The following is a 20,464-nucleotide window of genomic DNA, read 5'->3' on the forward strand; positions in this document are numbered from 1 at the left end:
GACGAGACGCTGGGGGTGCCGTGGCAACGCCGCTGCCGCGTGATCCGATCGCCGACGCCCGGCTGAACTGGGAGCGGCACGGCTGGTCCGACGTCGCCGCACCGATGGCGGCCATCACCGCCATCATGCGGACCCAGCAGATCCTGCTGGCCCGGATCGAGGGTGTCCTGAAGCCGTTCGGGCTGACGTTTGCCCGCTACGAGCTGCTCGCCCTGCTGAGCTTCGCCCGCAGCGGCGCGCTGCCCATGAACAAGGCGAGCGCGCTGCTGCAGGTCCATCCCACCTCGGTGACCAACGCCGTCGACCGGCTGCAGGGCGCGGGGCTGGTGATCCGCTCTCCGCATCCCACGGACGGGCGCACCACCCTGATTGAACTCACGCAGGAAGGGCGTACGCTGGCTAAAAGAGCGACGGCGGCACTGAACTCCGACGTGTTCGCCCAGTCCGGGTTCGCGGAGCAGGATGTCGACCAGCTGATCCGGATCCTTGGCACCTTCCGCCGCAACGCCGGCGATTTCAGCGAATAACCCCGGCCGGAGGGCCCCAACAGAACTGACTTCCCGTCACAATGCAGTGACGGGTTCCGCGGCACCAGGAGACGACTCATGCAGCCGAACGCCTATTCCCGCCCCGATGACCGGGAGCTGCTCCGGGCCTCCCTGCGCCTGCTCTCCGGCAGGTTCCGGCCCGCCGTGCTTTTCGCCGGGCTGGCCAGCGGTGAGCTGCTGCAGCTGACAGACTTCCTTGGCACCGCCACATCCAGCCTGCAACAGCTGGTCGTCGTCCCCGGCGCGGGCCTCGGCGGCCGCGTCTTCACCCAGCGGCGGCCTTACCTCGTCGAGGACTACATCGCCTCCGAGGGAATTACCCATGAGTACGACCTCGCCGTCCGGCGGGAACGCCTGACCTCTATGGCGGCCGTTCCCGTGGTGGTCCAGGGACGGTCGCGGGCGGTGCTGTACATCGCCAGCAGGGACAGCGCCCCGCTGGGCGAAAACGCCGTGTGCGAGGCGATGGAGGCGGCCGCCGAAATCGCCGCCGAACTGCGGATCCGGGACGAGGTGGACCGCAGGGTCTCGATCATCGATACCGCCAGGGCCGCGCCCGCCCTCGTCCAGGACCGCAGCTGGCTCGAGCACGTCCGGGAAGCCCACGCCGAGCTGCGGTCCCTGGCCGGCACGGTGTCAGATCCCCATCTGGCGCGGCAGCTGGACATCATCGGCAGCCATCTGGCGCCGCCGTCCGCCGTCGGCATCCATCCGACGGCCCGGCTGGCCCGCCGTGAGCTCGATGTGCTGGCGCAGGTGGCGCTGGGCTGTTCGTACCAGGAAACCGCCGAACGCCTCGGCTTGAAGGCCGTGACGGTCAAGAGCTACCTGCAGAACGCCATGTCCAAATTATCTGCGCACAACCGGCTCGAGGCCGTGTCCGCGGCCCGCCGGCTGGGGCTCATCCCGTAGGGCGGGACTAATCCCAACAGGGCGGGGCTGCCGGTTTTCACCGGCTGCCCCGCCCTTCCCGCGGATCCCCCAACGAACGGAATCCGCAGGCCCGATTGGCTCGGGGCAGGTCCCTAGGGACCTGCGACGGGCGCGATAAATGCGGCGTCGTCCACATGCTTCGAGGAGGTGTGCGGACCGCCGTCTTCCAGCCCCTGCTTTTCGCGGTTGGGCAGAGCCAGGGTGCAGAGCACACTGAATACGCCGATCCCGGCGAGCAGGATCCCGATGGACCACGCACCGGACGTGACGGCAAGCTGCGCTGCCACCAGCGGGACGATGCCTCCGCCGACGACGCCGGCCAGGTTGTAGCCCATGCCGGCGCCGGTGTAGCGGTAGCGGGTCTCAAAGAGCTCCGGCAGCAGTGCCCCGGCAGGGCCGTAGGCGATGGCGAAGATCACCAGGGTGACCGTGAGGCCGAAGCCGAAGGCGAACACGGTGTTCGCGCTGAGGATCGGGAACAGCATGAGCGACCACGGCACAGCGAGAATGCACGAGGTGGCGATGACCTTTTTGCGGCCGAAGCGGTCCGAGAGAACGCCGGAGGCCAGGGTGGCGGCGGCGACAAAGAGCGAGGAGACCATGCCCGTGCTCAGCACTTCAACGCGGCTCAGTCCCATGCCGGTGGGGCTCGTGGCAAAGCTGGTGAGGTAGGCGGTGCCAACGTAGAAGAAGGCGAACAGGAGAGTCAGGGAGCCGCCGGCGAGGAGGATTTCGCGCGGCTGGCGCTTGACGGACTCGAGGATGGGCAGCTTGGTGCCGGTATCGGTAACCTTGGCGGCGTTCTTGAATACCGGCGTCTCCTCGATGCTCAGCCGCACCCACAGGCCCACGAGGACCAGCACTGCGCTGAGGATGAACGGAACCCGCCATCCGATCGTGATGAATGCCTCGGACTTGTCCCCCAGCGTCAGGTTGGTGAGGAGGAACGTGCCACTGGCCAGGGCGAAGGCAACCGACGGGCCGAGTTGCGGGAAGGAGCCGAACAGCCCGCGCTTTCCCACGGGAGCATATTCGGCTACGAGGAGCGTGGCGCCGGCCCATTCCCCGCCAACGGCGAGGCCCTGCACGAAGCGGAGCACCACCAGCAGGATGGGGGCGGCCACGCCGATGGTGCTGGCGTCCGGAATCAGGCCGATCATCACGGTGGCGATGCCCATCATGAGCAGCGTGGTGATGAGGGTTTTCTTCCGCCCGATCCGGTCTCCGAAGTGGCCGAAGATGATCGCACCGACGGGACGGGCGAAGAAGGCGACGGCGAACGTGCCGAAGGAGGCAATGGTGCCGGCTGCGGCGCCCAGAGCCGGGAAGAACACGACCGGGAAGACCAGGGCGGCAGCGGTGCCGTAGATGAAGAAGTCGTAGAACTCGATGGTGGTTCCGGCGGCGCTGGCGAAGGCAACCTTGCGCAGCGTCTTCTTGCTGGGCGGCGCTTGCAGCCCGGCCGGCGAAGTCGGTGAAACTGAAGTCATGGCAATCTCCTTTGATGTCTGCCTCGATGCGCGGCTTTGTGACTTAGCTCACCGTAGTCAAAAGCGTGGACATCCAACTACCTCCCAAAAGAGGTAGTTCCGAAAGCGCGGGACCTCAAGGGCAGTCCCCCTAGACTTCGGAAAGAAACCAACCCTGAACCTGAGGAGCGCGATGATCCCGGAGATCAACATCTGGGCGGTACTGCTGGCCACCCTGTCCAGCATGGTGGTGGGGTCCGTCTGGTACACACCGAAGGTGTTCGGCAACTACTGGATGCGCGTCGCCAAGGTCACCCCGAGCGGGGACGCCAAGGACGCCGTCAAACCGATCCTGATCACCCTGGTGGTCAGCTTCGTCAGCGCGTGGGTGCTGGCCGGGTCCGCCGCCATCTCGCAGCACTTCTACGGCGGGAATTTCCTGGTCAACACCCTGGTCACCGCACTGATCCTGTGGGCGGGGTTCACGGCGGCGCGCTTCATCACGCACGATGCCTTCGAAGGCCGCCCGGCCGGACTCACGGTACTGAACTGCGCGCACGAACTCGTGACCCTGATGGTGATGGCCCTCATCATCGGCCTGTTCGGCATCAGCGCGGCCTGATGTCCCGAGTGCGTCGGCAGCCCCGCGCGGCGGGTCCGGCCTGGCGACACGCCAAAGCCCTGGCGCTTCCGGAATACGGCAGCGTCAGGGCTTTGGCGCGTCATGGGACGGTTCCCGCGTCGCAGCAACGTCCGCAGGTGTTAGCGGTGCATGAAGTCCGGCTCGCGCTTCTCGGTGAAGGCTGCCATACCTTCCTTCTGGTCCTCGGTGGCGAACAGCGAATGGAAAACCCGCCGTTCAAACAGCACACCCTGGGCCAGCCCGGTCTCAAACGCGGCGTTGACAGCTTCCTTGGCCACCATCGCGACCGGCTTGGACTTGGAGGCAATCACCGCGGCGGCCGTGAGGGCCTCGTCCACCACGTCCGCGGCCGGCACCACTCGGGACACGAGACCGGCTCGTTCGGCTTCCCCTGCGTCCATGAAGCGTCCGGTCAGGATCATGTCCATCGCCTTGGATTTGCCCACCGCCCGGGTGAGGCGCTGCGAGCCGCCCATGCCCGGCAGCACGCCCAGGTTGATTTCCGGCTGGCCGAACTTGGCGTTGTCCCCGGCAATGATGAAATCGCACATCATCGCGAGCTCACAGCCGCCGCCCAGGGCGAACCCGGACACCGCCGCGACCACCGGGATGCGCAGCCTTGTGAAGTCCTCCCAGCCGCGGAACCAGTCCGCCGCATACATGTCCATGTAGCCCTTGGACTGCATTTCCTTGATGTCCGCCCCGGCCGCGAAGGCCTTGGCGGAGCCGGTCAGCACGACCGCTCCCACCTCGGGGTCGGCATCCATGGCCGACACTGCGGCCACGAGTTCGTCCATGGTGGCCTTGTTGAGGGCGTTCAGCGCCTCGGGCCGGTTGAGCGTCACGAGCCCCACCCGGCCACGACGCTCCACCAGAATGTTTGTGTACTGCTCTCTCATGCCTGTCCCCTCAGCTGTTCAGAAAATGTCTTGGCATCCGGCCGGTCGGTCTTCAGACCCGGCTAGTGTTCGGATCTGTCCCGGATGTCAGTGATGATGCCGGAGAAGTCCCGGCCCGCCCCGCCTTCTGCGGCAAAGCTATCGTAGATTTCGGAAGCGAGCGGACCCAGCCGTGCGGCGACGCCGGTGCTTTGGAGCGCGTTCAGCGCCAGCTTGAGGTCCTTCGCCATCAGGGCTCCGGCGAAGCCGGGCTGGTAGTCGCGGTTGGCGGGGCTCGTGGGCACCGGCCCCGGCACGGGGCAGTTGGTGGTCAGCGCCCAGCACTGGCCTGAGGCCGCGGAGGCGACGTCGAACAGCGCCTGGTGGGTCAGGCCCAGCTTCTCGCCGAGCACAAAGGCCTCGCTGACGGCGATCATCGAGACGCCGAGGATCATGTTGTTGCAGATCTTCGCGGCCTGTCCGGCACCATGTTCCCCGCAGTGGACCACTCGCTTGCCCATCACCTCGAGCATCGGCCTGACCGCCTCGAAATCCTCCGGAAGCGCCCCCACCATAAAGGTCAGAGTGCCCGCCTCGGCGCCCACGACGCCGCCGGAAACCGGGGCGTCCACGGCCCGGTGCCCCGCCGCCACGGCGAGCTCGGCCGCTTCGCGGGCCTCGTCGACATTGATCGTGGAGCAGTCCAGGAACAAGGTGCCGGGGGCTGCGGTGGCGAGCAGGCCCGGCTGGCCGGGCTGTCCCGCCTGGCTCTGCTGTCCCGGCTGGCTCTGCTGTCCCGGCTGGCTCTGCTGTCCCGGGGTGCCGCGGTAGGCGTCCAGCAGGTGCTTGCCGCTGGGCAGCATGGTGAGGACAACGGCGGCCCCGGCCACGGCCTCGGCGGCGGTGCCAGCGGTGGCGATGCCGTGCGCCCGGGCAGTCTCCAGCGCGGCCGGCACCAGGTCGAAGCCGGTCACGGTGTAGCCGGCCTTGACCAGGTTGATGGCCATCGGCCCGCCCATGTGGCCCAGACCGAGGAAGGCGATCGGGCCGGCCTGCGCCCCGGGCAGGCCGGATTCAAGCGTCGATGGTTCAGACATTGTCGCGCTCCTTCGAAAGCATCAGTTCACGGTCGCCCAGCGGCGCAAAATAGGATTCGACGTCGCCGCGGCTGACCTCCGCCAGCGTCGCGGGCCGCCAGCGCGGGTTGCGGTCCTTGTCCACGACCTGGGCTCGGATGCCTTCGCGGAAATCGGGACCGGCAAGGAACCGCAGCCCCACCCGGTATTCCTGTTCCAGGGCTTCCTCGAGGCCCAGTCCCCTGACCCGGCGCAGTGATTCCAGCGCCACTTTCACGGCGGTCGGCGACTTGGCCTCAATGGTGTCGGCGGCGTCGGAGGCTTCCCCGCCCACTGCCCGCAGCCGGCGCACGATCTCCACGGCGTCGCCGCTTGAATAGCAGGCGTCAATCCATTCCTGCTGCGCTGCGAGGACGGAGGGTGGGGCCTCCTCGGCGAAGCGCGCGACGGCGTCGTCCGCTGCCTCGTTCTCCAGCGCCTCGGCAAGTGCCGCGAGCTTCGCGGACGGGACGAAGCGGTCCGCGAGCCCCAGGAACAGGGCGTCGGCGCCGCTCAGGTGCGCGCCGGTGAGGGCCGCATGGGTTCCGGACTCCCCCGGTGAGCGGGAGAGCAGCAGGGTGCCGCCGACGTCGGGCACGAACCCGATGGTGGTCTCCGGCATGCCCATCCGGGTGCGTTCGGTGACGATCCGGACCGAGCCGTGTGCGGAGATCCCCACTCCGCCGCCGAGGACCAAGCCGTCCATGAACGCCACGTACGGCTTCGGGTAGCCCGAAATGAGCGCGTTCATCCGGTATTCCTCGGCCCAGAAGTCCGCCGTGGCGTCGCCGCCGTCGAGCATGTCCTTGTAGATGGCCACGATGTCGCCGCCGGCGCACAGGCCCCGGTCACCGGCGCCGTGGACCAGCACCGCCGCCACGGCGTCGTCGTCTGCCCAGAGGGTGAGCTGCTCCAGCACGGCTGAGGCCATGCCCGCGGTGAGCGCGTTGACGGCCTGGGGCCGGTTGAGCGTGACCACGCCCAGCCGGCCGCGCCGTTCGAACAGCACCTCCGCCGTTGCGGCGTCGGAGGAATGCTTCCCCGCCATCAGCTGCCTTCCGGCATCACGAAGCTGGCACCGGTGCGGATGCCGGAGGGCCAGCGGGTGGTGACCGTCTTGGTCTTGGTGTAGAAGCGGAAGGCGTCGGTGCCGTGCTGGTTGAGGTCGCCAAAGCCGGAAGCCTTCCAGCCGCCGAAGGTGTAGTAGGCAATCGGCACCGGAATCGGGACGTTGATGCCCACCATGCCCACCTGGACCCGGCTGGCGAAGTCGCGGGCGGAGTCGCCGTCGCGGGTGTAGATGGCCACCCCGTTGCCGAACTCATGCTCGCTGCACAGGCGCAGGGCCTCGTCGTAGTCCTCCGCGCGGAGCACGCTCAGCACCGGGCCGAAGATCTCTTCCTTGTAGATCGTCATGTCCTTCGTGACGTTGTCGAAGAGGGTGGGGCCGACCCAGAAGCCGCCCTCGTAGCCCTCGACCTTGAGGCCGCGGCCGTCGGTGATCAGGGTGGCGCCCTCGTCGACGCCGGCCTGGATGTAGCCTTCGATCCGTTCCTTGGCGGAGGCCGCCACAACCGGGCCGAAGTCCGAGTCCTTGGCCAGGCTGTGGCCGACCTTGAGGTCCGCGATCCGCTCCTCCAGCTTCGCGACGAGCGCGTCGCCGGTGGCCTTGCCGACCGGCACGGCCACCGAGATGGCCATGCAGCGTTCGCCGGCGGAGCCGAAGCCGGCGCCCATTAGGGCGTCCGCGGCCATGTCCAGGTCCGCGTCCGGCATGATCACCATGTGGTTCTTGGCCCCGCCGAAGCACTGGGCGCGCTTGCCGTTCGCGGCGGCCGTGGCGTAGATGTACTGCGCGATCGGCGTGGAGCCGACGAAGCCGATGGCCTGGACGCGGGGGTCCTCCAGCAGCGCATCGACCGCTTCCTTGTCGCCGTTGACGACGTTGAAGACACCGGCGGGCAGGCCTGCCTCGGTGAAGAGCTCCGCGAGCCGCAGCGGCACGGAGGGGTCCCGTTCGGACGGCTTGAGAATGAAGGAGTTGCCCGCGGCGAGCGCCGGGCCTGACTTCCAGAGCGGGATCATGGCCGGGAAGTTGAACGGCGTGATTCCGGCGACGACGCCGAGCGGCTGGCGGAGCGAGTGCACGTCGATGCCGGTTCCGGCGTTGTCCGAGAACTCGCCTTTGAGCAGGTGCGGGGCGCCTGCGGCGAATTCCACGACCTCGATGCCGCGCTGGATGTCACCCTTCGCGTCGAGGAAGGTCTTGCCGTGCTCCGAGGACAGCAGGGTGGCGAGTTCGTCCAGGTTCTGGTTGACCAGGTCGACGAACTTGAGCAGGATCCGCCCGCGGCGCTGCGGGTTCATGGCCGCCCATTCGAGCTGGCCCTTCTCCGCGTTGGAGACCACGTTGCGGACTTCCTCGGTACTGGCCAACGGCACCCTGGCCTGGACCTCGCCGGTGCACGGATCGTAGACATCGCTGAAGCGCCCCGAGGTGCCTTCAACATGCTGTCCGTCAATGTAATGGGATAGTTCGCGAACCATGATGGAATGCTCCTTTGCACCGTGTGATTGCCGAAGTGACGGCCGGGCCATGTGACCCACGACATCTTCTGCTCCCGAATATACTCGGACTTCCTACTAAATTCCAGAGGGCGTGGTCGGACCGCCGCTTCGTCCGGCAGTCAAGTTCGGTAAGTTAGGGATTGTGAAGATAGCTACCTGGAATGTGAACTCGCTCCGTGCCCGTGCCGACCGTGTGGAAGCCTGGCTCCAGCGCATCGACTGTGATGTCCTGGCCATCCAGGAAACCAAATGCAAGGACGACAACTTCCCCTGGGAGCTGTTCGAGAACCTGGGCTACGAGGTGGCGCACTTTGGCCTGAGCCAGTGGAACGGCGTGGCGATCGCCTCCCGGGTGGGGCTCGCCGACGTCGAACGCACTTTCCTGGACCAGCCCGCCTTCGGCAAGAGCGGCAAGGATGCCGTGCAGGAGGCCCGCGCCATCGGCGCCACCTGCGGCGGGATCAGGGTCTGGAGCCTCTATGTTCCCAATGGCCGGGCCCTCGACGATGAACACATGCCCTACAAGCTCAGCTGGCTGGATACCCTGCGGACCCACGCCGAGGGCTGGCTCCGGAAGGACCCCGCAGCGCAGATTGCCCTGATGGGCGACTGGAACATTGCCCCGCAGGACGACGACGTCTGGGACGTCGATTACTTCCGCACCGAGGGCCTCACGCACGTCAGCGAACCGGAACGCGCGGCCTTCCACGCCTTTGAGAACGCCGGGTTCCAGGACGTGGTCCGCCCGCACACCCCCGGTCCCGGTGTCTACACGTACTGGGACTACACCCAGCTGCGCTTCCCGAAAAAGGAAGGCATGCGGATCGACTTCGTCCTGGCCTCCCCGGCTCTGGCTGCCCGGGTCACCGGCGCCGCCATCGACCGCGAGGAACGCAAGGGCAAGGGCGCCTCGGACCACGCCCCCGTGATCGTGGAGCTGGGCGACTGATGGGCACAGCCCAGGGAAGTGACGTGGTGCGATGACGGGAAACCTCTACCGCGGCCAGGCCGGGCTGCCGTTCTCGTCCGCGCTGCGCGTCTACGAACCCCTGGAGGCGTTCCCGGAGGAGCAGCAGGGCGCCCTGCGCGCGGCGGGGGCCCGGAGCGCTTCCCGGGCCGCCGTTGAAAACGCCGAGCTGCTGGCCTCACTCGGCCGCATCACCCGCCCGGGCGGGGACCCGTTCCCCACCGGGGCGACGGATCTGGTCAGGATCCTTGCCGTCCCGCGGAGACCCGACACCGGGGCCCCGGACGCCGGCACTCCCGACACCCGGGCGCCGGAGCGGCTGCTGTACTGCCCCAGCCAGCTGGTGCTCCGGGCCGGGCTGGCGGCCAACGCCCTGATGGAGGGCATCCACGGGCCGCTGGCCCAGCTGCTTATCCCGGAGGAGCAGCGGGACCGGCACCAGGGGCGCATCGATGAAGTGCGGGCGCATTCCGGGCTGGGCCGGGTGCACACCCGGGCGTCCACCTGGGGCATCCCCTTCAGCTGGTTCTGCCTGTTCAAGGAATCGGACCCCACGGACGTGGTGGAATCCGAGGGTCGGATCGTCACCGTGCGCATCCGCACGACGATCGGCGAGTCCCTCGAGCGGGTCCGCTACGCCGTGGCCCATCTGGCCCTGGCCGCCCCGGATCTGGACATGCTCGAGGACCTCACCCAGCTCACCGAATGGCTGGAACTCTTCCACCCGGGGTCCATGGTGGAACTGGACTACGGCGCCGTGGCGGACAAGGTCTACCCGGACGACTCGCCCATGGACGTCCGGCTGGGCATTGAGTGCCTCGCCGAAGGGGACATGACCGGGGCCGCCGCGGCCTACCGCCGGCTGGCGTCCCGCTGGATCCCGATCCGGCAGCTGGCCCGGGCGTCCTGACTGGACCGCCGGCGGTCGGGCGGTTCGTGCTAACGGCCGCTGCCAGCGGGTGCTAAACGCTGCCGGCGCTAGGGCGGCCGGCGCTACGGGCGGCTGGCCTGGGGGGTGGGAGTTCCCGGCGCGGCGCCTTTCCGGGCGCGGCCTCCGCATCCGCGGGCGGCGCCGTCGTGCTCCGAACAATCAGCTGGTGCGGGGCAACCGTCGAGCGCACCGACCCGGCGATCCCGTCGAGCTCGTCCAGCAGCATCTTTGTGGCCAGTTCGGCCTGCTCGTCCGGGCGCTGCCGGACCGTGGTGAGCCCCATGGCCTCCGAAAAGTCGTGGTCGTCGATCCCGATAACAGAGAGGTCCTCAGGGACCTTCACCCCGGCCCGGTTGGCCTCAAAGATGATCCCCATGGCCATCTCATCCGAGGCGCAGAAGATTGCCGTGGGCTTGGGTCCGGGCCTGTCCCAGAGCCGGTGGAAGGCGTCCTGGCCGCTGCGGACCGTGAAGTCGCCCCATTCGTCCCATTCCTGCCGCGCGTTCAGGCCGGCTTCGGCCATGACATCCCGGAAGCCCTGGATCCTGACCCGGGGGACGTCGAAGTTAAGGTCGGTTTCGTCGTCGCCGTGCAGCAGGGCGATCTCCGTGTGGCCGAGGTCGATCAGGTGCCGCACGGCCGTGGCGGCGGCGGCGTAGTCGTCGATCCCGATGTAGGGGCATTCCTCTACGTGGCCGCCGACGACGACCAGCGGGATGTCGATCTTCTGCAGGTGCTCGATTTCCTCATGGGTCAGTGCCATACACAGCACCAGCAGCGCATCGATCTGTTTATAGACCATGGTCTTGCTGAACAGCCGCTCACGGTTGCTGCCGTGGCCGCCCAGGTTGAAGAGCGAGAGGTTGTACTGGCGGGCGTGCAGTTCACGGTCGGCGCCCTCGATGGCCTTGGAGAAGAACCAGCGGCTGACGAAGGGGGCCAACACGCCAATGGTCTTGGTGCGCCCGGTGGCCAGCCCGGACGCCGAGGAGGAGGCGACGTAGCCCAGGTCTGCGGCGATGCCCAGGATTTTCTCCCGGGTGGCGGGCGAAACCCTGGGCAGGCCGCGGACGGCGCGGGACACGGTGGCGGTGGACACTCCGGCGGCGGCGGCCACGTCTTCGATGCTGACCCCGGAGTGGCCGCCGCGCTGTGCCCTGTCTGTTGTCCTTGCCACCGTGTCCCCTTGTCGACTGGCCTCGGAGGCAACCCGCGGCCTCCGAAGTACTCCATTAGCCTGCCTCGCCCACGGCAACAAATGCCCCTCCCAAGCAACGTGGGGTCACTTGCCGCCCATAAACCCCCTCGGGATGGGCGCTAGGTGACCCCGCGTTCACTTGCGCCGGGACGCCGTCCTTTCCGGCAGGCGCCGGCGCAGCCGGATCAATCCGTACAAGGCGAGCACCATGGCCAGCAGGCCCAGGGCCCAGCCCAGCGCGGGCTGGCCGGTGACCTCCATCCAGACGGTGATGATAAGCAGCACAAGTCCCCAGAACCCGAGGAGCCCAATAATGATGTCGAAATCCTCCCCGGAACGGACATGGCGGTATTCGCTGCGCACCAGACCACCGCTGGACTTGCCCTTCATCGCCAAGCCGTCACTTCACGGCGCCGGCGGTGAGGCCCGCGACGATCTTACGTTGGAAGACCAGCACCAGGATCACCAGCGGAATTGTGACGATCGTTCCGGCGGCCATGATGGCCGTGTAGGGAATCTGCTGCGGCTGGGCCCCGGCGAAGTTGGCAATGGCCACCGTCACCGGCTGGGTCGCATCGTTGGAGAGCTGGCTGGCGATCAGGAACTCATTCCATGAGGAGATGAACGCCAGGATTGCTGTCGTGAAGATGGCCGGTGCCGCCAGCGGCATGATGACCCGCCGGAACGCCTGCCCCTGGGTGCAGCCATCGACCCGCGCGGCTTCCTCAAGCTCCCACGGCATTTCCCGGAAGAACGACGTCATCGTGTAGACAGTCAACGGGAGGACGAAGGAGATGTTCGGAATGATCAGCGCCTGGTAGGTGCCGATCCAGCCGATATTGGTGAACAGCTGGAACAGCGGGGTGATGAGGGCGACCCCGGGGAACATGGACGCCCCCAGGATGAAGCCCAGCACCAGGTACTTGAACCGGAAGTTCAGCCGGGCCAGCGCGTAGGCTGCGAAAACGCCGACCACCAGCGAGATCACGGTTACCGTGACGCCGATGAACAGACTGTTCAGCAGCGCCTGGCCGAACCTGTTGCCGAACGATGTATCGAAGGCTGTTTTGAAGTTGTCAAGCGTCACGTGGGTGGGCAGGAGCGAGGTGTCGTAGGTGTAGCCCACGTCTCGGAATGCCGTGACCACCATCCAGTACGCCGGTGCAAGGCACCAGAACAGGATGACTGCCGCACTGACATACGTACGGACGCTCGCCCACTTCTCGCGATTCTGCGCCACTTTGCGGCCCCGGTCCTGCCGGGCTCGTAGTTCGGTCGCGGCGGTCATTTCTTCCCCTTACCTGCGCCGGTCTGCTGCTCCACGACATTTGCTCCGAGGAAGCGAACGAAGATGAAGGCCACAATGAAGATGATGATGAACGTGATGGTGGACAGGGCTGCGGCGGAGTTGAAGCCTTGCCTGATTTGGTTGACCACCAGGATGGAGAGCGTGGTGGTGTTGTTGGAGCCCTCCGTCAGGATGTACGGGAGGTCGAACATCCGCAGGGCATCCAGCGTACGGAAGAGGATCGCTACCATGAGGGCCGGCTTCACCAGCGGCAGGGTAATCATCCGGAACCGCTGCCACGCGGATGCCCCGTCGACCTTGGCCGCTTCGTAGACCTCGGCCGGAATCATCTGCAGCCCGGCCAGGATCAGCAGCGCCATGAACGGCGTCGTCTTCCAGGTATCGGCGATGATGACGGCCCACCGGGCCGGGATTTCGCTGCCCGTCCACAGGATCGTCGTGTTGAACAGCTTGTTGCCGATGCCCTCAAAGGCGAAGATGAACAGCCACAGCTGGGCCGTAACAGCCGTGGGAATGGCCCACGGCACCAGCACGGCCGCGCGGACCAGGCTGCGTCCGCGGAACGTACGCGCCATAATGATCGCCATCCAGAAGCCGAGGATCGTCTCCAGCGTCACAGTGATGATGGTGAAGTAGAAGGTCGTACCGGTGGCGGACCAGAACTGAGCGCCGAGGGTACCTGGCGGGCACGCTACGGTTCCGCCGTCCGGGGCGGCGCACTGCTGGAAAATCCAGTTCGTGTAATTCGAGAATCCAGCCGGGCCGCCTTCGGTGAAGAGCCCCGTGGCGGGGTCAAGGCCGGCGTCCTTCTGGAACGACATCACGATGGCGCTGATGATCGGGTAAACGATCACAATCGCCAGTGCGAAGATGGTCGGAGCCAGGAGCCATGCGGCCCACTTGCCCTGGCTCGCAATCGCGTTGTCCTCCCCGACGCCCTTAGGCTTGTGGTGGATCGGGGCACCGCCCGACGCCGGTTCCTTGACCGGCGTCGGGCCCAATTCGGTTGCCATGGTTAGCTACTGTCCCGCGCTAGCGGACTCGATGGACTTCTGCATATCGGACAAAGCCGCGTCCACGGTCTTCTCACCCTTGATGGCCGAGTATGCATTTTCCTGGATGGCCTTGGTGACGGCCGGGTAGAACGGGGTGACAGGACGCGGCACGGCGTTCTCGATCGAGGTCTTCAGCACCGGAAGGTACGGCAGCTTGGCTACGAGTTCCTTGTCTTCGTACAAGGCCTCGATAACGGGGGCCAGTGAGCCCTGGGTGGCGAAGAACTTTTGGTTCTCTTCATTGACGAGGAACTTTACGAAGTCCAGGGCCGTGGCCTTGTTCTTGGAGTAGACGCTGACGGCCGCGCTGTGTCCGCCCAGCGTTGAGGCGCCGGGGCCATCCTTGCCGGGGAGCGCCGTCATGCCGAGAACGTCCTTGACCTTGGAGGAACCTTCCGTCACGGCCAGGTTGTAGACGTAGGGCCAGTTGCGGTGGAACAGGAGCTTGCCGTCCTGGAAGGCCTGGCGGCCCTGTTCCTCCTGGAAGGTGATGCCCTCCTTGGGGATGTTGCCGTCGGCGTAGGCCGTGGCGAGGTTTTGGAGGCCTTCCTTGGCCTCGGGGGTGTTCAGGTTCGGCTTGCCGTCCGCGTTGAGCACGGAACCGCCGGCGGAGTTGATGGCCTCGGAGGCGTTCACCGTGAGGCCCTCGTACTTGGCGTACTGGCCGGCGAAACAGCCGATGCCGTTCTCCTTGGCGATGGAGCACATGCCCATCATCTCGTCCCAGGTCTTGGGAGCCGTGGGGACGAGGTCAGAGCGGTAGTAAAGAATGCCGCCATCGGACGACACCGGAGCCGCGTAGAGCGTCCCCTTGTAAGAGCCAGCTTCAACGGTGGGCTTCAACATGCCCGCCGTGTCTACTGCCATCTTGTCCTTCAACGGCTGCAGCCAGCCCTTCGCGGCGAACTCTGCAGTCCACACGACGTCGACACTCGCGACATCGTAGTTGGGGTTCTTGGCCTGGTAGTTCTGCACAAGGTCGTCGTGCTGCTGGTCGGCCTGGTCGGTCTGTTCCTTGAACGTGACCTTCTCGTTCGGGTGGGCCGCATTCCACTTTTCGATCAGCGGCCGGACAACGTTGCTGTTGTCCTTGCCCTGGACGTAGGTGATGGGGCCGCGCGCATCCAGGCCGTTCGCGGCGTCGCCACCGCCGGTGGCGGTGGCGCCCCCTCCTCCGCCGCCACAGGCGGAGAGCGTCAGGGCTAGAGCGCCTGCTGCGGCGACGGGAAGTAGGAACTTCGGTGTTTTCATACTGTGGGGCTCCTCGCTGAGTACCGGTCAAAAACGGCGGTGCGTTCGTATGGTGCCCATCACACTAATCACCACGCGGTGAGGAATGCAAGCGTTTACATAGAACCTTTACAGAAAGGAGACCCTTGTTCCGGAGCCTTTTCTGTGAGCCGGTCCGCGCCGATTCAACGGACTCCGGCCACGCGGCGCCTCCAGCGTGCCGGCAGAAGATGTTGGCGAAAGCTCACAGCGGTCAGCGGACCCGTTCGGCCCGGCCAAACCTCGACCGGGCACCCGAGGCGATGTGGATGAGCACCAGGGTGCGTTTTCCGAGCGCGACGTCGAGCGCCTCCACGAGGCCGGACACCTCGGCTGCGAGCCGGTGCGGTGCCACGCCATGGCGCGGCTGGATCCTGACTCTAAGGGCCGGTTCGCCGCGGAATTCGTAGGTCGCAACAGTCGTGCCGGTCAGGTCCGGCCGGTCTGCCAGGGCGGCCCGGAGTGCCTGCTCGGCCACTCCGCTGCCGATCCTGACGTTGCCGGGCACCTCGCCGGGATCCTCTTCGGACAGGAGCGTGTTGGCCCGGCCCTTGCCCTGCTGGGCAACCCAGGCCACCATGGCACCGATTACGAGGAGCAGCAACAGGACCATCACGATCCAGAGCCAGCTCTCGGCGCGGCCGGGGAAGCGTGTGCGCTCGAAGAGATCCCGCCAGATGCTCCAGACGCCGGCGGCCCAGCCCTGCCACCAGGCGGCGACCGCCGGCACTGTCGCCAGGAGGATGAGCATTACTCCGATGGCGAGCAGCTTGAGGCCGAGGATCCCGATCAGGATGCGGTTGAGGGTTCGGGGGGTGCCGTTCATGCGCCGACCACCCCGGCCGAGGCCACGTTGATCCGGACCTCCGGCGCCGGGGACAACCCCATCTCCCGGAGCTCATCCTGGACGGCCGCGAGGACGGCACCCCGGCTCAACGGCACGCCGGAGGTAGGCCGGACGTTGACCTCGATCTGCTGCCGGGACACCGTCACGATCACCTGTTCCTGGCTCACATTGGCGGCCAGCCGCGCACGCCGTGCCAGCGCGGAAGCGATCACTTCGTCGTCCACGACGACGGCGGCGCGGCGGTCCAGCAGGACGTGGCGGGCCCGGTGTCCCGGCAGTACCGCGTTCAGGAAGAAGTACAGCCCGGCCATGACCAGCACCGCGCCAACGACGCCGAGCAGGAGCGGCGGAACCCCGCTCGGGAGTGCCACCACCTTCTCCGCGGCAGTCTGTGGGTCCACCAGCCAGGGCGGCTGGCCGACGGCCCGGACCGCGGTTTCCAGCAGCGCATAGAGGCACAGGGCAATGACGAGCACGGCGGCGATGATCGAGGCCGTAGCCCTGGAGGAGTGCGTCTCGCGCTTGAGGGTCTGTTCCACGCCCGCGGCACCCGTCCCGGCAGCTGCCGGGTTCGCGGTGTACGGTGCGGCGCTGGGAGCGGGCGGGACGTGGCGTCCCTCGCTGGAATGACGGTCGGTGGTGTGGCTCAATGGACCCGCCCTCCCTCTCTCACGCTGGCGCCGCTGATCCGGATATCGACCCGGCTCAGCCGGGCGCCGCTCAGTTCGGTCACGCGGCGCAGGATGTCGGCCTTGGCGGCCACGGCCCGGTCCCACACGGAGCCGCCGGAGCCCGCGACGCGTCCGGGGTCCCGCAGGACTGCGGCCAGCGGCGGGAGGGTGATGGGCGAGACGAGGGACAGCGCCAGCAGCCCGTCGTCGTCGGACCACTCGGCCCGCACGTCATGCGGCGGAACGCCGAGGGCTTCTGCCGCGGCAGCCCGGGCCACGCTGGTGAGCGCCTGGGTGCTGATCCTGGTGTGTCCAGCCATCGCTGCGGCGCGGACCGCACCAGCTGTCGCGCTCATGAGGAGGAACGCCGGCCCGTCAGGGCATCCAGCACGCTGCGCAGGTCCAGTTTCCCTTCCGCGGCTCGGCCCAGCAGGGCACCGATTCCCATGAACAGCAGGGCACCCAGGAAACCCCAGACGCCGAACTGGAAGGACATGAACGCGACGAAGGCGCCCATTGCGATCCCCACAACCGTCAGATTCACTGGATTGCCTCCCTTGATGGCCGGGCCTCGGCCGGGGTGCCGGGCTTCGCCGGGCCGGGCACGTAGACGTCGTTGATCTCGATATTGACTTCGATGACCTGGAGGCCGACGAGTTCCTCGACCGCCGCGTACACGGCGGCGCGGATCTGGTCCGCCAGGGCGTGCAGGGGTGTGCCGTACAGCGCCACCAGGTCAATGTCGACGGCGACCTGGGTTTCACCGACCTCCGCGCGGACACCGGCGGCGTGGTCCGAGCTGCCGACGGCGTCCCGGAACGCGCCGAGCGCGCGGGACGGGCCGCTGCCCAGGGAGTACACGCCGGGAACGGAGCGGGCGGCGATGCCCGCGACCTTCGCGACGGCGGTTTCGGAAATGACGGTGCGGCCTGCGCCGGGCAGCGGCAGCTCGGCGGCGAACCCGGGCACCGGGGCCGCTGCGGGCTGGGAATTCTGGTATTCCATAAGGCACTCCCCCTTCTCTTTGTGACCACCCTAGTACCTGCCAACGACAAGGTGGCCGCTTGGGGCGTGATTGGCCGCCGTCGCCGCCGTCGACCTTTGATCGATTGCTCCAGCACTGCCCTTTTGCCCCGCCAGAAGGGCAGTTGCGGAGCAACCGATGGGGTTAAAGAAGAAAAGCACCAGTTCCGAAGAACTGATGCTTCCCAGTGGTGGCTCCGACCGGCGTCGATCCGGTGACCTTTCGATTTTCAGTCGAACGCTCTACCAACTGAGCTACAGAGCCTAGGTGACACGTCACCATGAGAGCCGGAATTTCTTCTGGCAATCAGAGCGACCCTGACGGGACTTGAACCCGCGACCTCCGCCGTGACAGGGCGGCGCGCTAACCAACTGCGCTACAGGGCCTTGCTGTTTTCTTGCTTCTCTGCAGTATCGCTACTGCAATTTTTCAAGGCCTTTAGCCTACCAGACTTTCACACCCGGCCTGACCAGTTCCTTGCGTACCCCCAACGGGATTCGAACCCGTGCCGCCGCCGTGAAAGGGCGGTGTCCTAGGCCGCTAGACGATGGGGGCCAGAACGCCATTCGGATAAAACCGCTGAAACAAAGACAAAAATTAAGGGCCGAGGCCTCTCGTTTTTGTCCTTTCGGGTTCCTCCGAACTGGACTATAAAACTATAAGGGCAGACCCCCGGATTATCCAAAATCGCCGGTTGTTGCCGTCCGGGGCGCCTAACGACGCCGGCCCGGTTCCTGCTGCGCCCGCTCCACGTCGCCGGCCGCCGCCGACTCGCCCTTGGCCCGCAGGCCCGCGATGACGCCGTCGACATCAGCCGCCGGCCGGTTCTGGCTCAGCTTCCGCTTCGCCTCCACCCGCTCGATGACAAGTTCGACGCCGACAATCGCCCGGAGCTGCCCGGCGGTGAAACGCGCGGGTGCATCGTCGACGGTCCACGGCTCCGCCGAGGACGCCTCGTGCAGTGTGGTCAGCCGCCGGACCAGGTTTTCCACCCAGGCCGGGTCGTCGTGGATGACCAGCCGGCCGTACACGTGCGCCGTGGTGTAGTTCCACGTGGGCACCACCCGGCCGTGTTCTGCCTTGGACGGGTACCACGACGGGGAAATGTACGCGTCGGGGCGCTGGATGATCACCAGGGATTCCCCCGATGCCGGCAAGAGCCACTGGTCGTTGTTGCGGGCGAGGTGGCCCAGCAGCGCCCCGTGCTCGCCGGCCTCCGGATCATAGACAAACGGCAGCAGCGTCGCGAGCAGTCCGCGCTCCGTGGAGGTCACCAGGTTGGCCGCGCCCGGATTGGAGAGCAGTTCGTTGACGGCTTCCTGGTCGGCGGCGAAGTGCGAGGGGACGTACATGGTGGCTTCCTTTGTCGGTTGTGTTGTGCGGAGTGGTGCTGGCCGGCTGACGAGCTCAGACTACGAGCATGACAGCCAGGGTGACCATAACCAGGGCAATGCCGCCGTCGAGCACCCGCCAGCTGCCCGGCTGGGCGAACACCGGCGCGAGGAACCGGGCACCGGCGCCGAGGGCGGCGAACCACACGACGCTTCCCAGGCCGGCCCCGCCGGCAAACCACCACCGCCCGTCCGGGCCGTGGGTGCCGGCCAGGGACCCCAGCAGCAGGACGGTGTCCAGGTAGACGTGCGGGTTGAGCCAGGTCAGCGCGAGGCAGGTCCCCAGCGCGGCCGCCCACGTTCCCTTTTGCCCGGTCACCGGCTGGGACGCCTGCATTCCGCGGATGGCCCGCGCTGCGGCCATGCCGCCGTAGGCCAGAAGGAAGGCGGCTCCGGCCCAGCGCGCCACCTCGAGAACGCCGGGTGCCTGCTCGATCAGGACGCCGACCCCGGCCACGCCCAGGACGATCAGCACGAGGTCGGAGAGGGCACACACGGCAACAACCAGCAGAACGTGCGAGCGCTGGACGCCCTGGCGGAGCACGAAGGCGTTCTGGGCGCCGATGGCGACGATGAGGGAGAGCCCGCTTGCCAGGCCCGAAAAGAGAGGGAGGATCACGGGTTCCACGGTAGAGGTCCCTCGAACATGAAACCAGTTAATAGTTCTTGGTCAACATAAGATGAGCTAATGATCGACATCCATCCGGACCAGGCCCGGACCCTCGCGGCCATCGTGGCCCACGGAAGCTTCGAGGCAGCCGCCAGCCACCTGGGCGTCACAGCGTCGGCGGTGAGCCAGCGCGTACGCGCCCTTGAGGTGGCCGTCGGCCGGCCGGTGCTGAAGCGGACCCGCCCCGTAGAACTCACGTCCTCCGGCCACGCGGTGGTGCGCTTCGCCCGGCAGCTGGACATGCTCTCCGCCGATCTGGCCGAAGAGCTGCAGCCCGGCGCGCAGCCCGCCAGCGTCCGGCTGACCCTGGTCATCAACAGCGATTCCCTGCACACCTGGGCGCTGCCCGGGCTGGCGGCCGTGGCGGACACGGTCCAGCTGGAGATCCTGCGCGAGGACCAGGACTACTCGCTGGAGCTCCTCCGCAGCGGCGCCGCAGCCGCGGCCATCACCACCACGGCCAAGGCGGCACCAGGCTGTTCATCGCGGCGGCTGGGCGTCATGCGCTACCTGCCGGTGTGCACGCCGGCCTTCGCCGCCCGGTGGTTCCCCGCCGGGGCAGCGGCGGAAACGCTCGCCGCCGCCCCCGTCATCAACTTCGACCGCAAGGACGACCTGCAGGACCGGTACCTGCGATCAGTGAGCCGCCCCGCACTCCAGCCGCCCCGGCACTATGTCCCGGCGGCCCACGAGTTCGGCGAAGCCATCCGCTGGGGGATGGGTTGGGGGCTACTCCCCGAGATCGAAGTGTCGGAGGAACTCAAGCGCAACACGCTGGTCTCCCTGGACCCCGCCGCGCACGTCGACGTTCCGCTCCACTGGCAGCAGTGGCGGCACGGATCGGCGGCCCTCGATGAGGTCGCAGCGGCAATCCAGGCCGCCGCCCGCCCCCTCCGGTGAGCCGCCGGGCGCGGCTGCGCCCCGGCTGGCAGGAACTCGACTAGACATGGCCGATTTCCGCCAGCCCCGGGGCCGCCG

At 67.2% G+C, this 20,464-nt stretch carries 23 protein-coding genes and 3 tRNA genes; 6 read left to right on the plus strand and 20 right to left on the minus strand.

Annotated features, from left to right (window positions below):
- Window positions 1-20 precede the first annotated feature (20 nt).
- Together QK291_RS01000 and QK291_RS01005 are read left to right on the plus strand one after the other, a co-directional pair.
- Window positions 21-527 carry a MarR family transcriptional regulator gene (locus tag QK291_RS01000; protein ID WP_282378240.1) on the plus strand — a complete coding sequence of 169 codons (507 nt, stop codon included), beginning with the start codon at window positions 21-23 and terminating at the stop codon, window positions 525-527.
- A gap of 78 nt (window positions 528-605) precedes the next feature.
- Window positions 606-1,460: a LuxR C-terminal-related transcriptional regulator gene (locus tag QK291_RS01005; protein WP_282378243.1), complete on the plus strand. Its 855-nt coding sequence runs from the start codon at window positions 606-608 to the stop codon at window positions 1,458-1,460.
- Window positions 1,461-1,573: 113 nt separating this feature from the next.
- Here QK291_RS01005 and QK291_RS01010 read toward each other — a convergent pair whose 3' ends face one another.
- A complete protein-coding gene (locus QK291_RS01010) occupies window positions 1,574-2,971 on the minus strand; it encodes an MFS transporter (RefSeq protein WP_282378244.1) in 1,398 nt (465 codons plus the stop codon).
- Window positions 2,972-3,143: 172 nt separating this feature from the next.
- Here QK291_RS01010 and QK291_RS01015 point away from each other — a divergent pair, with 172 nt between their 5' ends.
- Window positions 3,144-3,572 (plus strand): DUF1761 domain-containing protein, encoded by a 429-nt coding sequence (locus QK291_RS01015; RefSeq protein WP_282378246.1) that lies wholly within the window; start codon window positions 3,144-3,146, stop codon window positions 3,570-3,572.
- A 140-nt stretch (window positions 3,573-3,712) separates the two neighbouring features.
- Here the strand turns inward: QK291_RS01015 and QK291_RS01020 are convergent, their stop codons facing one another.
- The 4 genes from QK291_RS01020 to QK291_RS01035 all read right to left on the minus strand — a co-directional run bounded on the left by QK291_RS01020 (window position 3,713) and on the right by QK291_RS01035 (window position 8,133).
- Window positions 3,713-4,492 (minus strand): enoyl-CoA hydratase, encoded by a 780-nt coding sequence (locus QK291_RS01020; RefSeq protein ID WP_282378248.1) that lies wholly within the window; start codon window positions 4,490-4,492, stop codon window positions 3,713-3,715.
- Between the two features lie 62 nt (window positions 4,493-4,554).
- Window positions 4,555-5,568, minus strand: coding sequence for a 3-hydroxyisobutyrate dehydrogenase (gene mmsB, locus QK291_RS01025; protein WP_282378250.1), 1,014 nt, complete (start codon window positions 5,566-5,568; stop codon window positions 4,555-4,557).
- Window positions 5,561-6,634, minus strand: coding sequence for an enoyl-CoA hydratase/isomerase family protein (locus QK291_RS01030; RefSeq protein WP_282378255.1), 1,074 nt, complete (start codon window positions 6,632-6,634; stop codon window positions 5,561-5,563). The genes mmsB and QK291_RS01030 overlap by 8 nt, the downstream gene beginning before the upstream one ends.
- Window positions 6,634-8,133, minus strand: a complete 1,500-nt coding sequence (locus QK291_RS01035) for a CoA-acylating methylmalonate-semialdehyde dehydrogenase (RefSeq protein WP_282378257.1) — start codon at window positions 8,131-8,133, stop codon at window positions 6,634-6,636. The genes QK291_RS01030 and QK291_RS01035 overlap by 1 nt, the downstream gene beginning before the upstream one ends.
- 163 nt (window positions 8,134-8,296) lie before the next feature.
- On the opposite strand from QK291_RS01035, the gene QK291_RS01040 reads away from it, so the two are divergent.
- Together QK291_RS01040 and QK291_RS01045 are read left to right on the plus strand one after the other, a co-directional pair.
- Window positions 8,297-9,103: an exodeoxyribonuclease III gene (locus QK291_RS01040; protein WP_282378259.1), complete on the plus strand. Its 807-nt coding sequence runs from the start codon at window positions 8,297-8,299 to the stop codon at window positions 9,101-9,103.
- 31 nt (window positions 9,104-9,134) lie between these two features.
- Window positions 9,135-10,031: a hypothetical protein gene (locus QK291_RS01045; protein WP_282378260.1), complete on the plus strand. Its 897-nt coding sequence runs from the start codon at window positions 9,135-9,137 to the stop codon at window positions 10,029-10,031.
- A gap of 52 nt (window positions 10,032-10,083) precedes the next feature.
- Here QK291_RS01045 and QK291_RS01050 read toward each other — a convergent pair whose 3' ends face one another.
- The 15 genes from QK291_RS01050 to QK291_RS01120 form a co-directional block, all read right to left on the minus strand.
- A complete protein-coding gene (locus QK291_RS01050) occupies window positions 10,084-11,229 on the minus strand; it encodes a LacI family DNA-binding transcriptional regulator (RefSeq protein WP_282378261.1) in 1,146 nt (381 codons plus the stop codon).
- Between the two features lie 156 nt (window positions 11,230-11,385).
- The gene (locus tag QK291_RS01055; protein WP_282378919.1) at window positions 11,386-11,640 is read right to left on the minus strand and encodes a hypothetical protein; all 255 of its coding nucleotides are present in this window, start codon (window positions 11,638-11,640) and stop codon (window positions 11,386-11,388) included.
- 10 nt (window positions 11,641-11,650) lie between these two features.
- The gene (locus QK291_RS01060; protein WP_282378263.1) at window positions 11,651-12,538 is read right to left on the minus strand and encodes a carbohydrate ABC transporter permease; all 888 of its coding nucleotides are present in this window, start codon (window positions 12,536-12,538) and stop codon (window positions 11,651-11,653) included.
- Entirely contained in the window at window positions 12,535-13,572 is a 1,038-nt protein-coding gene (locus QK291_RS01065; RefSeq protein WP_282378265.1) for a sugar ABC transporter permease, read from the minus strand. The genes QK291_RS01060 and QK291_RS01065 overlap by 4 nt, the downstream gene beginning before the upstream one ends.
- A gap of 6 nt (window positions 13,573-13,578) precedes the next feature.
- On the minus strand, window positions 13,579-14,865 hold the full coding sequence (locus tag QK291_RS01070; RefSeq protein ID WP_282378267.1) for an ABC transporter substrate-binding protein: 1,287 nt from the start codon (window positions 14,863-14,865) through the stop codon (window positions 13,579-13,581).
- Window positions 14,866-15,097: 232 nt separating this feature from the next.
- Window positions 15,098-15,709 carry a hypothetical protein gene (locus QK291_RS01075; RefSeq protein WP_282378269.1) on the minus strand — a complete coding sequence of 204 codons (612 nt, stop codon included), beginning with the start codon at window positions 15,707-15,709 and terminating at the stop codon, window positions 15,098-15,100.
- Complete coding sequence (locus QK291_RS01080) at window positions 15,706-16,269, minus strand: DUF6286 domain-containing protein (RefSeq protein ID WP_282378922.1); 564 nt, start codon at window positions 16,267-16,269, stop codon at window positions 15,706-15,708. Before QK291_RS01080 ends, QK291_RS01075 begins: the two co-directional genes overlap by 4 nt.
- A gap of 107 nt (window positions 16,270-16,376) precedes the next feature.
- The gene (locus tag QK291_RS01085) at window positions 16,377-16,757 is read right to left on the minus strand and encodes a hypothetical protein (RefSeq protein ID WP_282378271.1); all 381 of its coding nucleotides are present in this window, start codon (window positions 16,755-16,757) and stop codon (window positions 16,377-16,379) included.
- Window positions 16,754-16,945, minus strand: a complete 192-nt coding sequence (locus QK291_RS01090; RefSeq protein WP_024367397.1) for a hypothetical protein — start codon at window positions 16,943-16,945, stop codon at window positions 16,754-16,756. Before QK291_RS01090 ends, QK291_RS01085 begins: the two co-directional genes overlap by 4 nt.
- Window positions 16,942-17,406 carry an Asp23/Gls24 family envelope stress response protein gene (locus QK291_RS01095; protein WP_282378275.1) on the minus strand — a complete coding sequence of 155 codons (465 nt, stop codon included), beginning with the start codon at window positions 17,404-17,406 and terminating at the stop codon, window positions 16,942-16,944. Before QK291_RS01095 ends, QK291_RS01090 begins: the two co-directional genes overlap by 4 nt.
- Window positions 17,407-17,613: 207 nt before the next feature.
- A tRNA-Phe gene (locus QK291_RS01100) sits at window positions 17,614-17,689 on the minus strand.
- 48 nt (window positions 17,690-17,737) lie between these two features.
- A tRNA-Asp gene (locus QK291_RS01105) sits at window positions 17,738-17,811 on the minus strand.
- A gap of 96 nt (window positions 17,812-17,907) precedes the next feature.
- Window positions 17,908-17,980, minus strand: a tRNA-Glu gene (locus QK291_RS01110).
- A gap of 158 nt (window positions 17,981-18,138) precedes the next feature.
- A complete protein-coding gene (locus QK291_RS01115; RefSeq protein ID WP_282378276.1) occupies window positions 18,139-18,777 on the minus strand; it encodes an FMN-binding negative transcriptional regulator in 639 nt (212 codons plus the stop codon).
- Between the two features lie 55 nt (window positions 18,778-18,832).
- Window positions 18,833-19,435, minus strand: coding sequence for a LysE/ArgO family amino acid transporter (locus QK291_RS01120; RefSeq protein WP_282378278.1), 603 nt, complete (start codon window positions 19,433-19,435; stop codon window positions 18,833-18,835).
- A 69-nt stretch (window positions 19,436-19,504) separates the two neighbouring features.
- Between QK291_RS01120 and QK291_RS01125 the strand changes: the two genes are divergently transcribed.
- Entirely contained in the window at window positions 19,505-20,386 is an 882-nt protein-coding gene (locus QK291_RS01125) for an ArgP/LysG family DNA-binding transcriptional regulator (protein ID WP_282378279.1), read from the plus strand.
- The last annotated feature ends 78 nt before the right edge of the window (window positions 20,387-20,464 follow it).

Origin of the sequence: Arthrobacter sp. AL12, from assembly GCF_029960645.1 — a bacterium.
Classification (GTDB): domain Bacteria; phylum Actinomycetota; class Actinomycetes; order Actinomycetales; family Micrococcaceae; genus Arthrobacter.